At 68.6% G+C, this 19,515-nt stretch carries 19 protein-coding genes; 11 read left to right on the top strand and 8 right to left on the bottom strand.

Annotated elements, in window-relative coordinates; genetic code table 11:
- The first annotated feature begins 9 nt into the window (after positions 1 to 9).
- The 7 genes from J0I47_RS03170 to J0I47_RS03140 are packed head-to-tail and all read left to right on the top strand — an operon-like array spanning position 10 to position 5,197.
- Complete coding sequence (locus tag J0I47_RS03170) at positions 10 to 594, top strand: aminodeoxychorismate/anthranilate synthase component II (protein ID WP_294044986.1); 585 nt, start codon at positions 10 to 12, stop codon at positions 592 to 594.
- Positions 591 to 1,586: an anthranilate phosphoribosyltransferase gene (gene trpD, locus J0I47_RS03165; protein WP_294044985.1), complete on the top strand. Its 996-nt coding sequence runs from the start codon at positions 591 to 593 to the stop codon at positions 1,584 to 1,586. Before J0I47_RS03170 ends, trpD begins: the two co-directional genes overlap by 4 nt.
- Complete coding sequence (gene trpC / locus J0I47_RS03160) at positions 1,583 to 2,377, top strand: indole-3-glycerol phosphate synthase TrpC (RefSeq protein ID WP_294044984.1); 795 nt, start codon at positions 1,583 to 1,585, stop codon at positions 2,375 to 2,377. The genes trpD and trpC overlap by 4 nt, the downstream gene beginning before the upstream one ends.
- A 26-nt stretch (positions 2,378 to 2,403) precedes the next feature.
- Entirely contained in the window at positions 2,404 to 2,871 is a 468-nt protein-coding gene (gene moaC / locus J0I47_RS03155; protein ID WP_294044983.1) for a cyclic pyranopterin monophosphate synthase MoaC, read from the top strand.
- Positions 2,856 to 4,046: a gephyrin-like molybdotransferase Glp gene (gene glp / locus J0I47_RS03150; protein WP_294044982.1), complete on the top strand. Its 1,191-nt coding sequence runs from the start codon at positions 2,856 to 2,858 to the stop codon at positions 4,044 to 4,046. Before moaC ends, glp begins: the two co-directional genes overlap by 16 nt.
- 55 nt (positions 4,047 to 4,101) lie before the next feature.
- Positions 4,102 to 4,770 (top strand): transcriptional repressor LexA, encoded by a 669-nt coding sequence (gene lexA, locus J0I47_RS03145; protein WP_294044981.1) that lies wholly within the window; start codon positions 4,102 to 4,104, stop codon positions 4,768 to 4,770.
- On the top strand, positions 4,763 to 5,197 hold the full coding sequence (locus J0I47_RS03140; RefSeq protein ID WP_294044980.1) for a PaaI family thioesterase: 435 nt from the start codon (positions 4,763 to 4,765) through the stop codon (positions 5,195 to 5,197). The genes lexA and J0I47_RS03140 overlap by 8 nt, the downstream gene beginning before the upstream one ends.
- Here J0I47_RS03140 and J0I47_RS03135 read toward each other — a convergent pair.
- Positions 5,108 to 6,856 carry a ComEC/Rec2 family competence protein gene (locus J0I47_RS03135; protein WP_294044979.1) on the bottom strand — a complete coding sequence of 583 codons (1,749 nt, stop codon included), beginning with the start codon at positions 6,854 to 6,856 and terminating at the stop codon, positions 5,108 to 5,110. The genes J0I47_RS03140 and J0I47_RS03135 overlap by 90 nt on opposite strands.
- Before the next feature lie 883 nt (positions 6,857 to 7,739).
- Here J0I47_RS03135 and gltX point away from each other — a divergent pair.
- From gltX to J0I47_RS03120, 3 genes are read left to right on the top strand one after another with little or no spacing between them, the layout of a single operon-like run.
- A complete protein-coding gene (gene gltX / locus J0I47_RS03130; protein WP_294044978.1) occupies positions 7,740 to 9,209 on the top strand; it encodes a glutamate--tRNA ligase in 1,470 nt (489 codons plus the stop codon).
- 19 nt (positions 9,210 to 9,228) lie between these two features.
- Positions 9,229 to 10,503, top strand: a complete 1,275-nt coding sequence (locus J0I47_RS03125; RefSeq protein WP_294044977.1) for a citrate synthase — start codon at positions 9,229 to 9,231, stop codon at positions 10,501 to 10,503.
- Positions 10,503 to 10,691 carry a hypothetical protein gene (locus J0I47_RS03120; RefSeq protein ID WP_294044976.1) on the top strand — a complete coding sequence of 63 codons (189 nt, stop codon included), beginning with the start codon at positions 10,503 to 10,505 and terminating at the stop codon, positions 10,689 to 10,691. The genes J0I47_RS03125 and J0I47_RS03120 overlap by 1 nt, the downstream gene beginning before the upstream one ends.
- A 2-nt stretch (positions 10,692 to 10,693) precedes the next feature.
- On the opposite strand, the gene J0I47_RS03115 is transcribed toward J0I47_RS03120, so the two are convergent.
- Genes J0I47_RS03115 through J0I47_RS03100 form a run of 4 tightly spaced genes read right to left on the bottom strand, consistent with a single transcriptional unit; the run spans position 10,694 to position 14,661 of the window.
- A complete protein-coding gene (locus tag J0I47_RS03115) occupies positions 10,694 to 12,061 on the bottom strand; it encodes a HAMP domain-containing sensor histidine kinase (RefSeq protein WP_294044975.1) in 1,368 nt (455 codons plus the stop codon).
- Entirely contained in the window at positions 12,058 to 13,113 is a 1,056-nt protein-coding gene (locus J0I47_RS03110) for a DUF2336 domain-containing protein (RefSeq protein ID WP_294044974.1), read from the bottom strand. The genes J0I47_RS03115 and J0I47_RS03110 overlap by 4 nt, the downstream gene beginning before the upstream one ends.
- Before the next feature lie 35 nt (positions 13,114 to 13,148).
- On the bottom strand, positions 13,149 to 14,330 hold the full coding sequence (locus tag J0I47_RS03105) for a hypothetical protein (protein ID WP_294044973.1): 1,182 nt from the start codon (positions 14,328 to 14,330) through the stop codon (positions 13,149 to 13,151).
- A gap of 40 nt (positions 14,331 to 14,370) precedes the next feature.
- Positions 14,371 to 14,661, bottom strand: a complete 291-nt coding sequence (locus tag J0I47_RS03100; protein ID WP_294044972.1) for an Hpt domain-containing protein — start codon at positions 14,659 to 14,661, stop codon at positions 14,371 to 14,373.
- A gap of 82 nt (positions 14,662 to 14,743) precedes the next feature.
- Here J0I47_RS03100 and J0I47_RS03095 point away from each other — a divergent pair, with 82 nt between their 5' ends.
- Positions 14,744 to 16,552: a hypothetical protein gene (locus tag J0I47_RS03095; RefSeq protein ID WP_294044971.1), complete on the top strand. Its 1,809-nt coding sequence runs from the start codon at positions 14,744 to 14,746 to the stop codon at positions 16,550 to 16,552.
- 86 nt (positions 16,553 to 16,638) lie between these two features.
- On the opposite strand, the gene J0I47_RS03090 is transcribed toward J0I47_RS03095, so the two are convergent.
- The 3 genes from J0I47_RS03090 to J0I47_RS03080 form a co-directional block, all read right to left on the bottom strand.
- A complete protein-coding gene (locus J0I47_RS03090) occupies positions 16,639 to 16,914 on the bottom strand; it encodes a DUF1467 family protein (RefSeq protein WP_294044970.1) in 276 nt (91 codons plus the stop codon).
- Between the two features lie 9 nt (positions 16,915 to 16,923).
- Positions 16,924 to 18,564 (bottom strand): ribonuclease J, encoded by a 1,641-nt coding sequence (locus tag J0I47_RS03085; RefSeq protein ID WP_294045843.1) that lies wholly within the window; start codon positions 18,562 to 18,564, stop codon positions 16,924 to 16,926.
- 95 nt (positions 18,565 to 18,659) lie between these two features.
- Entirely contained in the window at positions 18,660 to 19,436 is a 777-nt protein-coding gene (locus J0I47_RS03080; protein ID WP_294045841.1) for a type III pantothenate kinase, read from the bottom strand.
- Positions 19,437 to 19,515 lie beyond the last annotated feature (79 nt).

The raw sequence follows: 19,515 nt of genomic DNA, 5'->3' as shown, positions 1-19,515 counted from the left end.
CCGCGAGCCATGATCCTGGTCATCGACAATTACGACAGCTTCACCTGGAACCTCGTCCATTACCTGATGGAGCTGGGCCAGCAAGTCCGCGTCGAGCGCAACGATGCGCTGTCTGCAAGCGAGGCGCTGGCGAGCGGTGCCGACGCACTGCTGATCTCGCCCGGCCCCTGTACGCCGAGCGAGGCCGGGATCAGCCTCGACCTGGTCGCCGCGTGCGCCGATGCCGCCAGGCCGCTGCTCGGCGTGTGCCTGGGGCATCAGGCGATCGGCCAGCATTTCGGAGGACGTGTGGTGCGCGGCGGGCTGATGCACGGCAAGACCTCGCCGATCAGCCATGACGGCAGCGGCGTGTTCGCCGGCCTGCCCTCGCCCTTCGCCGCGACCCGCTATCACTCGCTGGTGGTCGAGGATGCCGCGCCCGAGTTGATCGTCAACGCGCGGTCGGACGACGGCTTCACCATGGGCTTCCGCCACGCGAACCTACCGATCCACGGCGTGCAGTTCCACCCGGAGAGCATTGCGACCGAGCATGGCCATGCGATGCTGGCGAATTTCCTGAGGGTGGCGGGACTGGAAGCGAAGGCAGTCGCGTGACCAGCATAGCCCTCCTCCCCGATCCGTCGACCCCGCTGAGCCACGAATCGGCGCGCCAGGCGTTCGCCGACATCCTCGACGCGAAGACCAGCGCGGAGGCGATCGCCGATTTTCTGATCGCGCTCAGCGACCGCGGCGAGACCAGCATCGAGATCGCCGAAGCCGCGCGCGCCTTGCGCGAACGCCTGATCCCGATCGACGCGCCGGCCGATGCGATCGACGTGTGCGGGACCGGCGGCGACGGGCACCACACGCTCAACGTCTCGACCGCGGTCAGCCTGGTGGTCGCCGCCGCCGGCGTGCCGGTCGCCAAGCACGGCAACCGCGCCGCCTCCAGCAAGGCCGGTGCCGCCGACACGCTGGAGGCACTCGGCCTCGACATGGAACGCGCCGGAGCGCTGGCGCAGGCGACGCTCGACGATCTCGGCATCTGCTTCCTGTTCGCCGCCAACCATCACCCGGCGATGAAGCGGATCACTCCGATCCGCCGCCGCATCGGCAAACGCACGATCTTCAACCTGATGGGTCCGCTCGCCAACCCCGCGCATGTCAGCCGCCAGCTGATCGGCATCGCGCGGCCGGATTACGCCCCGACCTATGCCGAGGCGCTGGGCGCGCTCGGTACCGAGGCCGGGCTGATCGTGTCGGGCGAGGAGGGCCTCGACGAAGTGTCCGGCGCCGGCGCGACGATCACCATCGCGGTCGGCCAGCTCGACTTTCCGGATCGCATCGCGCCGGAGGATGCCGGCGTGCCGCGCCACCCGATCGCCGCGATCCATGGCGGCGACCCTACCTACAACGCCGCCGCGCTGCGCCGCCTGCTCGACGGCGAGGCCGGCGCCTATCGCGACGCGGTGCTGCTCAACGCCGCCGCCGCGCTGGTCGTCGCCGGCACGGTCGACGACCTGACCGACGGCGCCAGCCTCGCCGCCGAAACGATCGATGCCGGTCGCGCCGCTCAACTCCTCGACGCCTGGATCGCCTACCGATGACCGACATTCTCGCCCGTATCCTCGAAACCAAGCGCGCCGAGGTGGCCGCAAAGAAGGCGACGACCTCGCTCGCCCGCCTGGAAGCGGCGATTCACGATCGTGACGCACCGCGCGGGTTCAAGGCGGCGCTCGACGCGAAGGCGAAAACCGCCCCCGCGCTGATCGCCGAGATCAAGAAGGCGAGTCCCTCCAAGGGCGTCATCCGCGCCGATTTCGACCCCGCCGCGCACGCCCTCGCCTATCTGGCGGGTGGCGCGACCTGCCTCTCCGTGCTGACCGACGAGCAATATTTCCAGGGCGACGACGAGTATCTGACGCTCGTCAATCACACCGTCCCGCTGCCGCTCCTCCGCAAGGACTTCATGATCGATCCGTGGCAGGCGCACGAAAGCCGCGCGCTGGGGGCGGATGCGATCCTCATCATCGTCGCCGCGCTCGACGATGCGCGGATGGCGGAGATCGAGGCGGCGGCGACCGACTGTTCGCTCGACGTGCTGGTCGAGGTGCACGACGCGCACGAGCTCGACCGGGCGCTGCGCGTGCTGCAATCGCGGTTGATCGGGGTCAACAACCGTAATCTGCGTGACTTCACCGTCAGCTTCGAGCGGACATACGAGCTGGTCGGGCGGATGCCGCTAGGGACGACGGTGGTCGCGGAAAGCGGGCTGAGCGATCCGGCCGACATCGCCGCGATGCGCCAGCACGGCGTGAACTGCTTCCTGGTCGGCGAAACACTGATGCGCGCCGACGATATCGCGGCGGCGACGCGGGCGCTGTTGGGCGAAGCGTAGTTCACGAAGTATATAAGGCCGTCGCCATGCCCCTCACCCATCTCGACGAAACCGGCGCCGCGCGGATGGTCGACGTCTCGGCCAAGCCCGACACGCAACGCCGCGCCGTCGCAACCGGCCGCATCGCCATGTCACGCGACGCCGCCGCCGCAATCCGCGACGGCACGGTAGTGAAGGGCGACGTGATCGCCGCCGCGCGCATCGCCGGCATCCTGGCGGCCAAGCGCACCGGCGACCTGATCCCGCTCTGCCACCCCTTGCCGATCACCAGCGCGAGCCTCGACTTCGCCGCCGACGACACCGGCGTGACCGCGACCGCGACCGTCACCACGACCGGCAAGACCGGGGTCGAGATGGAAGCGATGACCGCCGTCTCGGTCGCGTTGCTGACGATCTACGACATGGCCAAGGCGATCGACAAAGCCATGACGATCGACGGCGTGCGCCTGCTGTCGAAGAGCGGGGGGAAGTCGGGCGAATGGTTGGCGCCCTGATCTCCGTCGCCGAGGCGCGCACACGGCTGTTCGCGATGGCGCCGCGTGTGGCGAGCGAAAGCGTGCCACTCGCCGCCGCGGCGGGACGCTGGGCGGCGGAGGCGGTGGTCGCGCGGCGGTCGCAGCCGGGGGCGGACGTGTCGGCGATGGACGGCTATGCGATCCGCTTCGCGGACCTGCCCGGGCCGTGGCGCGTCGTCGGCGAAAGCGCGGCTGGGCGCAGTTTCGCCGGGCCGATCGGGCCAAGCGAGGCGGCGCGAATCTTCACCGGCGCGGGCATGCCGGCGGGCGCGGACACCGTGCTGGTGCAGGAAGAAGCGGCGCGCGACGGAGAGCGCCTGATGCTCGCCGGCGACAGGCCCGCGCAACGCGGGCGCAACGTGCGGCGGTTGGGGCTCGATTTTTCGGCCGGCGACACGCTGATCGCGGCGGGCGAGCGGCTGACTCCGGCGCGGATCGCGCTGGCGGCGACCGGCGGACACGGCGCGCTGACCGTCAACCGCCGGCTGACCGTCGCGATCGCCGCGACCGGGGACGAGCTCGTCGCGGCCGGCGCCCCTCTGTCCGACCCGCTCGCGCTGCCCGAGGGCAACAGCGCGATGATCGCCGCTTTGCTCGCCGACCTGCCGGTCGATATCGTCCAGCTCGGCATCGTCCCTGATCGCCTCGACGCAATGACCGCCGCGTTCGCAAGTGCGCGCGCCGACATCATCGTCACCACCGGCGGCGCGTCGGTCGGCGACCACGATCTCGTCCGCCCGGCCCTGGAGGCCGCCGGGGGCAGCATCGACTTCTGGCGGATCGCGCTGCGGCCGGGCAAGCCGATGCTCGCCGGACGGCTCGGTGAGGCGGTCGTGCTCGGCCTGCCCGGCAACCCCGTTTCGGCATATGTCACAGCGATTTTATTCCTACTTCCGCTGATTTCGGCGATGGCGGGGGCTGAAAATCCCCTACCCCGCCAACTTCCGGCGACCCTCGCCGAGCCGCTCGCCGCCAACGATCACCGCGAGGACTACCTTCGCGCCCGGATGACCGACGGCCGCGTAACTTTCGCCACCATCCAGGACAGTTCGATGCTCGCGACGCTGGCCCGCGCCGACTGCCTGGTGGTCCGCCCGTCGCACGCCCCGGCCGCCACCGTGGGCGACACCGTACCCGTCATCCCCCTCGCTTGACTTATCCACACGTGTTCCATATTGGTTCCACGTCTGTTCTTGACGGGAGGACCGCATGCTTACCAGGAAGCAGCACGAGCTGATCTGCTTCATCAACGATCGCCTCGCCGAAACCGGTGTGTCGCCATCGTTCGAGGAGATGAAGGAGGCGCTCGACCTCAAGTCGAAGTCGGGGGTGCATCGCCTGATCTCGGCGCTGGAGGAGCGCCAGTTCCTGCGCCGCCTGCCCAATCGCGCGCGCGCGCTCGAAGTGCTCAAGATGCCGGAGCGTGCCGAGAAGCGCGCCGCTCCGCCGAACCCGAAGCCCGACATTTTCCGCCCCCTGCCCGAACCCGCCAACGACGTGATCGAGATTCCGCTGCACGGCCGGATCGCGGCGGGCGTCCCGATCGAGGCGTTCGAGGGGTCGTCGATGCTGGCGGTGCCGGCGGCGCTGCTCGGTAGCGGCGAGCATTATGCGCTGGAAGTCGCGGGCGATTCGATGGTCGAGGCCGGTATCCTCGACGGCGACTACGCGCTGATCCGCCGGACCGAGACCGCCCGCGACGGCGAGATCGTCGTGGCGTTGATCGAGGACAGCGAGGCGACGCTCAAATATTTCCGCCGCGAAGGTGCGATGGTCCGCCTCGACCCCGCCAACCGCGCCTACGACCCCCAACGCTACGCCCCGCAACAGGTGCGCGTGCAGGGCCGGCTCGCGGGGCTGTTGCGGCGGTATGATTGACGGATCGAGCGTCTTCGATCGGTTTCCCAAGCCACCATGCGCGGAAACGCTGGGCTGGGAACTGATCGCGACGGACGGAGCGAACGGAACGGTTCGGATCGCGTTCGATGCCAAGCCCGCTTTCTGCAATCCGGGCGGCAACGTCCAGGGTGGGTTCGTGGCGGCGATGCTCGACGATACGCTCGGCCCGACCGTATTGGTGAAGACCGACGGTGCCACCTATTGCGCGACGATCGACCTGTCGGTGCGGTTCCTGGCACCGGCACGGCCGGGGCGGTTGATTGGCGACGGTCGGTTGGTGCAACTCGGCAAGACGATCGCGTTTCTGGAAGGCGAACTACGGGACGGCGACGGTCGGATCGTCGCGACGGCGACCGCCTCGGCGCGAGTCGTCCCGACCAAAGGCTTGCCGCGTCGCATCGATTGAGGCGGTCATCCAAGGATGCTCGTCGTCGAGGTCGCGAACGGTGACGATGCGACCGCTCACCAGGCTAATCGCGACGCCACCGGTGCGGCGCAGGACCGGGGCATCGAGCTTGAGCCAGCGCGGGGTGCAAGTGCGCGGGAGGCGGCGGTCGCTGACGACGATGTCCGACGCCGCGCAGGCGGTGGCGAGCTGGTCGATCGGTAGCTGATAGAGGCTGCGAGTCGCGAGGAGACGGAACGAGTGGTCGCCGGCGGTCAGAGTTGCGAGGCATGCGTCGCGGCTGCAACTGGCGAAGGGCTGCTCCGACAGCGGCAATGCGTCGCCGTCGATCCCGACATTGTCGCTCATGACCTGCTTGGCATAATCGCCCGCGCGGTCGCGCAGCATCGCGACGCGATCCTGGGGCGTGCGCACCGCGAGATGCTGGCCGTCGCCCGACACCAGCAGGTCGGGCGGCGGCGTGGTCAATGCCCAAACCGCGCCCACTAAATAGAGCGCGATCCCGGCCAGCCGCACCCGCGTCTGCCACAAGGCGACCCAGATTCCGCCGATCACGATCAGCGCATAGGCCCCGCTCGGCATCGCCGGCAGCATCGCCAGCGACCCTGGCGCCGTCGCCGCTCGATGCGCGATCCACAGCAACAGCGCGAGCGCCTTGCCCGTCACCCACCAGAACGGCGCCCCCAGCCCGACCGCGTCGAACACCAAAGCCAGCGCCTCGGCCGGCATGATGACGAAGGTGGTCAGCGGGATCGCGACGATGTTGGCGACCGCGCCGTACAATCCGTCCTTGTGGAAATGATACAGCGCGATCGGCGCCAGCGCGACTTCGACCACGAGCCCGGTCAACAGCAGCGAGGCGAGTTCGCGCACCGTCTTTCGCCACCAATTTTCGTCGCGCTTCTCGAACCAGCCTTTCACGGTCGGTTGCTCGTGCAGCGCGACGATCGCGGCGACGGCGGCGAAGGAGAGCTGGAAACTCGGCCCGATCATCGCCTCCGGCCACAGCAGCATCACGACGAACGCGCCGGCCGCGACCAGCCGCAGCGTGATCGCCTGGCGCCCCATCGCCATCGCCGTCAGCACCAGCAGCGCGGCGATGCACGACCGCGCGGTCGGCACCTGGCTGCCGGTCAGCAGCGTGTAGCCGATCGCCGCCAACGCGCCCGCGCCGGCCGCGATCACCGGGATGCGCGTGCGCAACGCCAGCCACGGCCACAACGCCAGCAACCGCGTCACCAGCCAGATCGTGAACCCGACCGCCGCGGTGATGTGCAACCCGCTGACCGACAACAGGTGCGCGAGGCCCGACCGGCGCATGTCGTTCGACGCGCCCTCGTCGATCGCGCCCTCGTCGCCCGCCGCCAGCGCCGCGGCGATGCCGCCGGCATTGCCCGGCAACTTCGCCTCGATATGCGCCGCCAGCGCCGCGCGCAGGCCATTCGACTTTTCGCCCGGCGTGACCACCGTGACCGGCGCGATCCCCTTGCCGGTCGCGCCAAGCCCGTCGAACCACGCGACCCGGCGGAAGTCGTACGCTCCGGGCACGGTCGCCGCGTTGGGCGGCATCAGCCGGGCCTGGAGCGTGATGACGGCGTTGGGTCCAAGTCCAGCGGGCGCATCGGCGGTAGCGAGGTTGAGCCGGACGCGCGGAGGCATCGGGGGTGGGGAGCGGGGAGTAGTGGGAGCGGAGCGTGTGGCGTTTTGCGTTGAGCGCGGGTCAGGTTGCGTTGGGAACGGGGTGACCGACGATTGGCACGGGATGCCGCTTGCATATGCCCCACCCCGGCGAACGCCGGTGCCCAGTTGGGGGACGGCAGTGACCTCGGGCAGCGTTTTATCACATCCGCCGTCCCGACTGGGCCCCGGCGTTCGCCGGGGTATTGTGGTGGTTGGGGTGACCGCTGGGCTCGATGCGCTGACGGGATTGAATGTCTGGGTGAAAGGAGTGGTAACAGCACCTGAAACGTCCGAATTGGGAGAAGCACTCGCGTTCGACGCGCCCCTATCGAACGCAGCCGAGCCCGACGCTACCCCCGGAACCCTTGACCCGATCGCCTCAGCCCTGATCGGCGCTAGCCGCAGCCGTACGATGTCCCGCGCCGGCAATGCCTCGACGCTCTCGACTCGCGCAGTCAGCCGCACGATCGCCGGCCGCCCTAGCACCGGCGCGGCGACGCTCGTCGCGCGCCACCACGCCAACCCGACGCCCAGCGCCGCCAACGCCCCGCCAATCGCCAGCGCGCGCCCGGCTCGCCCGTGCCGCCCCATCGCGACGGCCGCCAGCGACACCGCCCCAGCCGCACATATCACCGCGATCCATTTTGCCGGCTGCGGCAGGACAAACCACGCCGCGATCCCCAGCCCCAGCGCTACCGGCACCCACAGTGGCAACTGGTCGCGCTCCGCCTCCAGCCAGCGTTCGAGTGCATCGAACGCACGCCGACCCGCCGCGGCTCGCGTTTGAAGCCACGAACCGCGCGTGCTAGAGCCCCCCTCGGCGATCGTCGCCATATGTTCTTCAGCTTGGGAGCACGCGCGGTTGAGCGCAAGTTCTGATCCCGGGTCGCCCGCCGGCGCACCCGTTCCTTCGGCCACGGCGTCCGCCGGAGCAGCGGTCGTCACTCGATTCGCGCCCTCGCCGACCGGGTTTCTGCACATTGGCGGCGCGCGGACCGCGCTGTTCAACCTGCTGTTCGCACGGCACCATGGCGGCAAGTTCCTGCTGCGGATCGAGGATACCGACCGCGCACGATCGACCCAGCCGGCGATCGACGCGATCCTTGACGGCATGCGCTGGCTCGACCTGCACTGGGACGGCGAGGAGACGTATCAGTTCGCGCGGGCGGACCGCCATGCCGAAGTCGCGATGGCGATGGTCGCGAAAGGCGCCGCCTATCGCTGCTACCTGACGCAGGACGAGCTTGCCCAGATGCGTGCCGAGGCGGAAGCGGCGAAGAAGCCGCTGCGCATCCGCTCGCCATGGCGCGACCAAGTGCCGAACGACCCACAAGCCCCGCACGTCATCCGCCTGAAGGCACCGACCGAGGGCGCGACGACGATCCACGACCTCGTCCAAGGCGAAGTCACCGTCCAGAACAGCGAGATCGACGACCTCGTCCTGCTGCGCTCCGACGGCACGCCGACCTATATGCTCGCGGTCGTGGTCGACGATCACGACATGGGCGTCACGCATGTCATCCGCGGCGACGACCATCTGAACAACGCGTTCCGGCAATTGCCGATCTATCGCGCGCTAGATGAAATAGAGGGGGGCTGGCCCGACCCGAGCTACGCGCACATCCCGCTGATCCACGGATCGGATGGCGCCAAGCTGTCGAAGCGGCACGGCGCGCTGGGCGTCGATGCCTATCGCGACGAGATGGGGTTGTTGCCGGAGGCGGTCGACAATTACCTGCTTAGGCTCGGCTGGGGCCACGGCGATGCCGAGATTATCGGTCGCGACCAGGCGATCGAATGGTTCGACCTGGCCGGCGTCGGGAAGTCGCCCAGCCGCTTCGACCTCAAGAAGCTCGAGAACCTCAACGGCCATTACATCCGCGAGGCCGACGATGCGCGGCTGACTCGGCTGGTAGCCGATCGTATCCCGCTCGACCTGACCCCGCCCGACCTTGACCTGCTGCAACGCACCATGCCGGTGTTGAAGCCGCGCGCGGCGAATCTGAACGAGCTCGCGACGGGCGCGGCCTTCCTTTTCCATGCGCGACCGCTGCCGATGGACCAGGATGCGGCGCTGTTGTTGCAGGGTGATGCACGCGCCATCCTTTCGCAGGTGCACACTGCGCTTGACGCCGTCGAAGACTGGGATACGGAGGTCCTCGAAAATGCGGTTCGGCAGGTTGCCGAGGACGCCGGGATCAAGCTGGGGCAGGTCGCACAGCCGCTACGCGCGGCATTGACCGGCAAGCGCACCTCACCCGGCATCTTCGACGTGCTCGCCTTGCTGGGCCGCGAGGAAAGCCTGGGCCGGATCGCCGACGCGACCGCGTGAGTTTCGAAGGAAAAGTATGATGACCGACATGACCATCAAACTCGGCGACCACGACTATCCCGTCATGTCCGGCACCGTCGGACCCGACGTTATCGATATCCGCAAGCTCTATGCCGACAGCGGCAAGTTCACCTACGATCCCGGCTTCACTTCGACCGCCAGCTGCGAAAGCGCGCTGACCTATATCGACGGCGACGAGGGCGTGCTGCTCCACCGCGGCTATCCGATCGGTCAGTTGGCCGAGCAGTCGAGCTTCATGGAAGTCAGCTACCTGCTGCTGAACGGCGAACTGCCGTCGAAGGCGGAGCTCGCGTCGTTCACGACCACGATCACGCGCCACACGATGCTGCACGAGCAGCTAGCGACATTCTATCGCGGGTTTCGCCGCGACGCGCACCCGATGGCGGTGATGTGCGGCGTGGTCGGCGCGCTTTCGGCCTTCTATCACGATTCGAGCGACATCAACGACCCGCACCAGCGGATGATCGCCTCGCACCGGCTGATCGCGAAGATGCCGACGATCGCGGCGATGGCATACAAGTACAGCGTCGGCCAGCCGTTCCTCTATCCCGACAACAGCCTGTCCTACACCGGCAATTTCCTGCGCATGACGTTCGGCGTGCCGGCCGAGCCCTATGTCGTGAACCCGGTGGTGGAAAAGGCGCTCGACCGCATCTTCATCCTCCATGCCGACCATGAGCAGAACGCGTCGACCTCCACCGTCCGCCTCGCCGGCTCGTCGGGCGCCAATCCGTTTGCGTGCATCGCGGCCGGCATCGCCTGTCTGTGGGGCCCGGCGCATGGCGGCGCCAATGAAGCCGCGCTCAACATGCTGCGCGAGATCGGCACCCCCGACCGCATCCCCGAGTTCATCGCGCGCGCCAAGGACAAGAACGACCCGTTCCGCCTGATGGGCTTCGGCCACCGAGTCTACAAGAATTACGACCCACGCGCGACGGTAATGCAGCAGACCGTGCGTGAGGTGTTCAAGGCGATGAACGTCAGCGACCCCGTGTTCGACGTCGCGCTGCAACTCGAAGAAATGGCGATCAACGATCCGTATTTCGTCGAGAAGAAGCTGTTCCCCAACGTCGATTTCTATTCGGGCGTGATCCTGTCGGCGATCGGTTTCCCGACGACGATGTTCACCGCTTTGTTCGCGCTGGCCCGCACGGTCGGCTGGGTCGCGCAGTGGAACGAGATGATCTCCGATCCGGCGCAGAAGATCGGTCGCCCGCGCCAGCTCTACACCGGCCCGACCCAGCGCGATTACGTTCCCGTCGACCAGCGCTGATGCGCCGGGCGTTTCGCTTCGTCGGCATTCTGTGCGTTGCGTTCGGTATGCTGTTCTTCCTGCAAGGCGCGGGAGTGGTGCACTGGCCGGCGTCGAGCTTCATGCTCGACCAGCGTATCTGGATGGTGTGGGGCGCGGTGATCGCGCTGTTCGGCGCGATGCTGATGCTATGGAGCCGGCGGCGTTAGGATCAGCCGGCCTGCGCCGGTAATCGCAAGACGAACCGCGCGCCCTGCCCCGGCGCCGAATCGACGGTGAGGTCGCCGCCCATCGCGCGCGCCAGCCGGCGGGCGATGTACAGGCCTAGCCCGCTACCGCCCGGCTCGCTCGGATCGACGCGTTCGAACTTATCGAAGATGCGCGCCTGGTCCCCGACGGCGATGCCCTTACCCTGGTCGGCGACGATCACCACCGCGCTGTCGCGATCGCGATGCGTGCGGACCCAGACCATCCCGCCTTCCGGCGAATAGCGGACCGCATTGCCGATCAGGTTGAGCAGGATCTGAAGCACGCGGCGGAACTCGCCCGTCGCCGGCGCTCGGTCGATATCCTGTGGTACGTCGATCCGCACGCCACGCTCGGCCGCGCGCACCGCGAGCAATCCGGCGGCGCGGCGGCCGAGATCGACAAGGTCGATCGGCTCCGCCGCCGGCGCAAAGTCGAGCCGCTCGATCGCCTGAAGATCGACGAGGTCGTCGACCAGCCCGAGCAGATGCCGCCCGGCGCTCGCGATATCGGCGGCATAGTCCGCATAGTCCTGGCGAATCGGGCCGTCGGTCTGCGCGTTGATGCTGTCGGCATTGGCGATGATGCGATCGAGCGGCCCGCGAAGCGCGCGGTCGAGCTGTGCGCTGAACGCCGCGGTCAGCGCGTCGGGATGGACGGTGCCGCGATGGACCGCCGGCTCGGGCGTTGCCGGCGCGACTTCGGCATGCCGCGCCGCGCCGATGTAGCCGGCAAAGGTACCGCCGGCGTCGAGCCGTGGCCGCGCCGACAGCAGCACGCGAGCGCCGGTCATGCGGATCGTCGCCGGCTCGTCGTCGAACGGCCCATGCCCGAGCAGCAACGCATAAAGCGGCATGCCGCCATGCTCGTCCACCTCAGGCGTCATCAGCGCGTCGATCGGCTGGCCGAGCAGGCTGGCGACGACGATGCCGTGCTGCGCCGCGTTCGGCGTAATCGCGGTGATCGACAACGAGGCGTCGGTCTCCCACGACCAGTCGGCATCGCCGAGCAACAGGTCGCGCTCGCGCCGCGCCGATTCGGCAGGCACCCAGGCCGGGCGCAGGCGCCAGCCGGCGATCTCCAGCGCGACGCCGTCCGCTTTGGGCAGCGCGCGTACCCACAGTTCGATCTCGTCGGGCCCGTCGGCCGCGGTGACGTGGCGCGATACGGTGATGCCAAGCCGGTGCGCCAATCGCGCGAGCACCGCGACCTGCGGGATCGCGAATGCCTCGCCGAGCGTACCGCCCGCACGCGCGTTCAGGGCTTCGAGCGCCGGCTCGGCGCCGACCAGGCGGCCGGCGGGATCGACCATGCCGCGAACGGTGTCGCTCATCGCGCCGCTTCGATCGCGGTCAGCGCCGCGCGCAGATCCGGGTGCAGCGCGTAGCGGGCCAGCGCCTGCCGCGCGGCCGCCGGATCGACCGCCATGATCTCGTCGAGCTGATCGGCGAACGTCTCGGCGTCGGGTGCCAGCGCCAGCCCGATCCGCGCAACGGTGGTGCGGTCGAGCTCCGCCGCACGCAAGGCCAGCCACAGGGCGGCGTCGCGCTCGCTCACGATCTCGCGCATCGTTGACAGGTCGATCCGAAGTGCCGCGCCAAGCAACGCTGCGAACAGGACGACGTGCCGCCCGCCGATCGCGTGGACCAGCAGCACCGGAAGCTCGGCGGGCTTCGCATCGATCGCCACGACCAGCCGCTCCGCCGCCGCTTCGAGCCGGTCGCTCTCGTCATACTGCGCGAGGTGACGGAGCGCCGCGTCGGTCAGCGCCCGGTCGGCGCCGCTGTCGCCGAGTTGCTCGCGGATCGCCGCTGCGATCCACCAGACCAGGCGATGGTGCAATTCGGCCGGCAGCTCGGTCGTATCTAGCCGGTTGCCGTCGAGGAATCCCCGCCGACGGGCGGCGCTCGCCATCACCGCCATCGCCGCCTGCGCAACCGCGGCATCGCCGCTCGCGGCCAATCGCGTCAGCAGGCTCGCCGCGCCACGCTCATCGGTGGCGGCATCGGTCAGTCCGTCGCCGAGCAGGTCGAGCCGCACGCGCGTGAGCAACTCGTGCATCAGTGCCGGGTCCCGCACAACGCCCGCCGCGATCAGGCGGTCAAGGACAGGCGCCCCCTCCGCAACGCGCGTACCTGGGCCGCCATCGCCGAACGCCCGTGCCGCCTGCCGCCGCACGTCGCGCTCGACCAACCCGACCATCGCTGCCAGCGACCTCGCCGCCAAGGTCCGCGTCCGCTCGTCGAGCCGCGCATCATCGGGGGTGAAGAAATCGTCGATCGATCCGGCCAGCCGGTGCGCGCCATGCGTCGCCGCGGCCGTCGCGCGCGCGAGCAGCGGACTGGCGCTTTCCACGCCGTCACCAATGTCGCGTTCGATCGACATGCGCTATCGTTAGCCTGGCTGTCCTTAAGGCGAGGTTAGCCAGTCGCGCCGGCGAGCCGCGCGCGCAACCGCTCGATCGCCGTGCCCAGCGTCGCCGCCGCATATAGTCCCGCCGCCACCAGCCCGATAGCGGGCCGGCCGAGGATCGCCGCCACCAGCAGGATCAGCGGATAGGCCGCCGGCACCGCCCACCACAGCCGCCGTGCGACCGCCGACGCCGCCCGCTCGGCCAGCGCGGCGGCGATGACGAGCGCGATCGCCAGCACCATCGCGGTCGTCGCCTCCGCGCTCGCCTGCCACCCGAACGCCAGCACGCTCGCCCCAACCACGCCCGGTCCCGCCCAGCGTACCGCGGTGCGCAACCGCCCCTCGTCGCGTAGCCAGCCGAGCGTATCGCCCAGCGCGAACAATGCCAGCGCCACGATCGTGAACACCAGACCCGTCACCGACCAACGCAGCGCCAGCGCGACGAGCCCCACCAACGCTGCCGCCGTTGCGATCGCGACCATCACGAACGCCGGCACGCTCCGCGCGATCAGCGGCGGCAGCACGGCCTTCGCGAGTGGCGCGATCAGGTAGCGATCGACCCAGTTGGCCCGCTCGCCCAGCGCGGCGATCAACGCCGCGCGCCCCTTCGCCGCCAGCATCCGCGAATCGCGCTCGATACCGTGCCCGGCGCGCGCCGCGCTGTCGGGCAACGTCACATGCTCGGCACCGCGCTGCGCCGCCGTCCGCAGCAGGGCGGAGGCGAAGTCGTAATCGGTCGGCAGCCGGGCGACATCGGCGATCCGCTGCGCATCGATCGTCGCGATCCCCGCCCATACCGCGTCGGGCCCGACCCGCTCAAGCCCCTCGCCTTTAGCCGACACCAGCAGCGTGTCGTGATCGCGCGCCGCCATCGCCTCGACCACCGCACCTGTCGTCACCAGTCCGTCGGCCAGCCAGACCACGCGCGCCAGCGGGTGCAGCTTGGCGATCGCCTCGCCCGGCGTCCGTACGGTATCGATCGCGATGCCGCGCCGCCCGATGCGGTTGACCGCGCCGAGCAGTTCGGGCGTCATCCGCGACACGACGACGACGATTTGCGTCGCGCCCGCCGCGATGAGCAATCGCGCCTGGAACTCGACCAGCGTCACCCCGCCGATCGGCAAGGTCGCCGCCAGCGCATCATGGCGATCCGACGCCTCAGCCGTCGCGAACAGCAACCCCGCAATCATCGCGAGGCTGTTAGGGCGACTTGGCCGTCAACGCAAAAGGTTAGAGGCGAGCGACCGCGCGGCGCAGCTTGGCGACGACATCGGCGTCGCCGGGATGCTCCGCCGCCTGTCCGGCCAGCGCCATCAGGCGGACCGCGCCGAAGCTCGCCGCCAGCCCCTTCAGCCGCGTCGCCGACGACGTCCAGCCATCGGTGTCGGTCGCGGTCTCCAGTGCCTCGATCGCGCGCTCAGCGCCGTCGACAAAGGCAATACGGAGTTCGGCGATCAGCGACGCATCGTCACCCACCGCCGCCGCCAGGGTCGCATCGATCGCTCCGGGGTCATAGGCCATGCCGCCGCCCTAGTCCGGCGCGGCTTAACCAATCGTTGCGTAATCGCTTTGCGCTCGGCGATTTCATGGTAAACATGCTGTCATGAAGGGGGCTTCGGACATTATCGACCTACGTCTCAGCGACGTGATCCCGGACGGCGATCCGATCGTCTTTCCCGCCGCCACCGCGATCGGCACGCCCATCGCGCCACCCGTCGCCACGCCGGTCGCGGAACTGTATGCGGAGCCCGCGATGCTCGACCTGACCGACGACGTCGCGGACGAACCGCGGACTTTCCCGTGGGAACGCGTGTTCGCCGGCCTGCTGATCTTGGTCGCGATCGGCTGGGTCGGATTCTACGGCTGGTTCGTGGCGCCGCCGCTCAGCGCCGGTTTCTTCGCGCTGGCGCAGACGATCGCGCTGGCGACAATCCCGCTGATCTTGCTCGGCGTGCTGTGGCTGATCGCACACCGGTCGAGCGCGGTCGCGGCGCGGCGGTTCCAGGCGACCGCGCAGGCGATGCGCGTCGAGGCCGAGCATCTGGAAAATGTCGTCGCGGCGATGTCGCGGACGATCGACGCAAACCGCGCCGCGCTCGGCTCGCAAGTCACGACGATGATGGCCGCCGCCAGCGGCATGGCCGAACAGATCGCCGATGCCGAGCGTCAGGCCGCCAGCCTCGACGCCGCCGCGCGCACCGCGGAGGAAAAGCTGCAGGTCGTGCTGGCCTCGCTGCCTCGCGCGCATACCGATACCGAGGCGCTCATCGCGCGGATCGAAGCGACCGGGCTGACCGCGAGCCAGCACGCCGCCGCGCTCGACTCGCAGATCGTCGCGCTCGGTGAACGCGGGCGCGAGGCCGATGCGCTGACCAGCGGCGCAGCCGAACGGCTCGCCGCCAATATCGCGCGGATGGAAGCGACCAGCGAGACCGCCGCCGCCCGGCTCGAAAGTGTGACCGCGGGCATGTCGAGCACGGTAGACGGCCTGCTCGACCGCACCGCCAGCGCAGTCGACGAAGCGCGCAAGGGCATCACCGCGCAGGGCGATGCGATGCAGGCGATGGTGGCGACCAATCAGGCGACGCTCGACCGCACCGCAACCGACAGCGCCGCGGCGTTGGCGGAGCGGATCACCGCGATCGAGACGGTGGTGAACCAAGTCGCCGCGACCATCGCCGAGGGCGAGGCGCGGATCGCGACGATGACGCAGACGATCGCCGATTCGAACGACGCCGCCCAGCGCTTTGCCGGCGAGGCCGCGCCGCAACTGCTTGAAAGCCTGATGCGGATCCGCGACACCGCCAACGCCGCCGCCGATCACGCGCGCGAAGCGATAGCGAAGATCGTGCCCGACGCGACCGGATCGATCGAGGAGGCCGGCCGTCAGGCGCTAGAAGAGAGCCTGAGCGCGATCGCCGAGGCGCAGGAAATCGCCGCTGCATCCGCGGTGCAGGCGTCCGATCAGCTCAACCAGCAGATGCTCGCGCTGGCCGATGCCTCGAACGAGATCGACGCGCGGCTGGCCGACACCCACGACGCCGACGGCTTCGCGCGGCGCGTAACGCAGCTGACCGAAACGCTGCAATCGGCGGCAATCGACCTGTCGGGCATCTATGCCAAGGATGTGCTCGATTCGTCGTGGGCCGCGTATCTCAAGGGCGAGCGCGGCACGTTCAGCCGGCGCGCGGTCAAGCTGCTTGATACGGGCGACATCCGCGCAGTCACTACCGCCTATGAGGGCGATCCCACCGCGCGCGAGCAGATCAACCGCTACATCCACGATTTCGAAGCGATGCTTCGCGCCGTTCTCGCTCAACGCGACAGCGCGCCGATGGGCGTCGTGCTGCTGTCGTCGGACATGGGTAAACTCTACGTCGCGCTGGCCCAGGCGATCGAGCGGTTGCGCTGATCGCTGTCGTCATCGCGAGCGTCGCGCGGCAATACAGCGTTTAGCGATATATCCTGGATTGCGTCACTACGTTCGTAATGACGCATTCAACTCGCGTTCGCCGGATCGAACATGTCGAGCATCTCCGGTGACACCCAGCCGAACACATAGTTCAACACGAACAATCCCCACAGGATCGTTGCGACGATCGTCACCCGGATCGCGACTCGCTTCAGGCTGAACTCGTGCGGTGCGCTCTCCGCCTGTCCTGGGACTAGCTCGCCGCCCGCCTCATGCGTCGTGCGCACGCCGAACGGTAGCACGAGGAATACCGAGAACGACCAGAACAGGAAGTAGATCGCGAGCAGCGAGGTCCAGCGCATGGAACGGCTCTACGCCTCGATCAGCAGGACGTCGACCACCGGCTTCTTGCCAGTCCAGCGCGTCGCGACCCGGCGTACCGCCAGCCGCAACTTCTCGAGCAGATCATCACGTCCGCCCCGATGGCTGCGTACCGCGTCCGCCGCCGCGTCGACCGCCTCGTCGCGGAACGCGTCGCGATCCTCCTCGACCGGCACGCCCTGGAACTTGAACTGCGGTGTGCCGACCAGCCGCCCAACGCGATCGATCGCGACCGCGACCGACATCTGGCCGAAGCTCGCCAGTCGCCGGCGCTCGTTCATCGTCGCGCCGTCGGCGGGCAGGATGACGTCGCCATCGAGCATCAATCGCCCGACCTGGGCATGGCCGAGCTTTTCCGGCGCACCGGGCGCCAGTCGCACGATTTCGCCATCGTTCTGGACGATCGCCTGCGGGATGCCGCTCGCGACGCCGAACCGCGCCTGCTCCATCATGTGCCGCATCTCGCCATGCACCGGCACCAGGATCTGCGGGCGGATCCAGCCGTACATCTGCGCGAGTTCGGGGCGACCGGGATGACCGGAGACGTGGACATGCTCCTGCCGCTCGGTCACCATCTCGACGCCGTCGGCGGCCAGCCGGTTCTGGATGCGCCCGATCGCAAGCTCGTTGCCCGGAATCTGCTTGGACGAGAAGATCACGGTGTCGCCCGCGCTCAGCTTGACTGTGTGCGTCCCCTCAGCGATCCGCGCCAGCGCCGCGCGCGGCTCGCCTTGGCCGCCGGTCGCGACGATCAGCACGTCGCGCCCGGGCAGGCCCATCGCCGCTTCCGGACTGATCGGATCGGGGAACTTGCGGAAATAGCCGGTCGCCCGCGCAACGGTGACGATGCGGTCGAGCGAGCGCCCAGTCACGCACAGCTTGCGCCTGGTCTGCTTCGCGACCTCCGCCAGCGTCTGCAACCGCGCCGCGTTCGACGCGAAGGTGGTGACGACCACCCGCCCTCGCGCCTTGCCGATCGCGGCGACTAGCCCGTCGCGCACGCTAGCCTCGCTGCCCGACGGGTCGGCGTTGAACACGTTGGTCGAATCGCACACCAGCGCCAGCACGCCGGCATCGCCGATCGCGGTCAGGTCGGCCGGAGTCGATGGACGGCCCATCACCGCGTCGCTGTCGTCGAGCTTCCAGTCCCCGGTGTGGAACACGGTGCCGAACGGCGTCTCGATCGCGAGCCCGCTCGCTTCGGGGATCGAATGCGCCAGCGGCACGAACCGCACGCTGAACGGCGCGAGATCGATCGGCCGGCCCGGCTCGATCACATGGAGCGGCACGCGATCGGCGATGCCCTCCTCCTCCAGCTTGCCGCGGATCAGCCCGGCGGTGAATTTGGTCGCATAGAGTGGCACGTCGAGTTCGTCGGCCAGGTACGGCAGCGCGCCGATATGATCCTCATGCCCATGCGTCAGGACGATGCCGACCAGATTCTCGCGCTGCTCCTCGATGAATTGCAGGTCGGGCAGGATCAGGTCGACGCCAGGATAGGCGGGGTCGGCGAAGGTCACGCCCATGTCGACGATCAGCCATTTGCCCTGGCAACCGTACAGGTTGACGTTCATGCCGATCTCGCCGGACCCACCGAGCGCGACGAAAAGCAGTTCGTTCTTGGGTATCAAAATATCTTCCATTCCGTCGTCCCGGCGCAGGCCGGGACCGCTTAGTTATTAGAGGGAAGAGCCGCCAGCGACCCCAGCCTGCGCCGGGGTGGCGCCTATTTCCCGGCGCGTTCCCACATCATCGCGAGCCCCTGGATGGTCAGATCCGACTCCACATGGTCGAAGATCGCGGTATGCTTCTCGAACAGAACCGCCAAGCCCCCCGTCGCGACGACCATGACGGGCCGCGCAACTTCCGCCTTCATCCGAGCGACTAACCCCTCGATCATCGCGATATAGCCCCAATAGATGCCGATCTGCATCTGGCTGACCGTATCGCGGCCGATCACGGTCGGGTCGGCCGGCGCCTCGATCGCGATCCGCGGCAGCTTCGCCGCGGCGTTGACCAGCGCGTCGAGCGACAGATTGATGCCCGGCGCGATGATCCCGCCTTTGTAGGCACCGCGATAGTCGATCCAGTCGACCGTCGTCGCGGTACCGAAGTCGATCACGATCAGGTCGCCCTGGTGCAGAGCGTGCGCCGCGATCGCATTGACCGCGCGGTCGGCACCCAGGCTTTGCGGCTCAGCGACGTCGATCGCCATGCCGTATTCGAGCGGCGCCTGGCCGGCAATCGACGCGGTCGTCTTGAAATATTTCTCCGCCAGCACCTGCAAATTGTGTGTCGCGCGCGGGACAACGGTCGAGATCACTACGCCAGTCACGTCACTGCGGTCATATCCTTCCAGACTGAGCAACTGGCTGAGCCACACCGCATATTCGTCGGCGGTGCGTCGCGGATCGGTCGCGATCCGCCAGCGGCCCTTGACCTCACGCCCATCCAACAGGGCGAAGACGATATTGGTGTTGCCGGCATCGACCGCAAGCAGCATCGAACTCAAGCTCCAATCCGTTCGTGTCGAGCGACGTCGAGACACGCCGAGGTTCGCGCGCGCTGCCGTTTCTCGACGT

This window comes from Sphingomonas sp. (assembly GCF_017304635.1).
Lineage (GTDB): Bacteria > Pseudomonadota > Alphaproteobacteria > Sphingomonadales > Sphingomonadaceae > Sphingomonas.
Note: the sequence above shows the minus strand (reverse complement) of the source record. Positions and strands in the feature narration are given on the sequence as shown.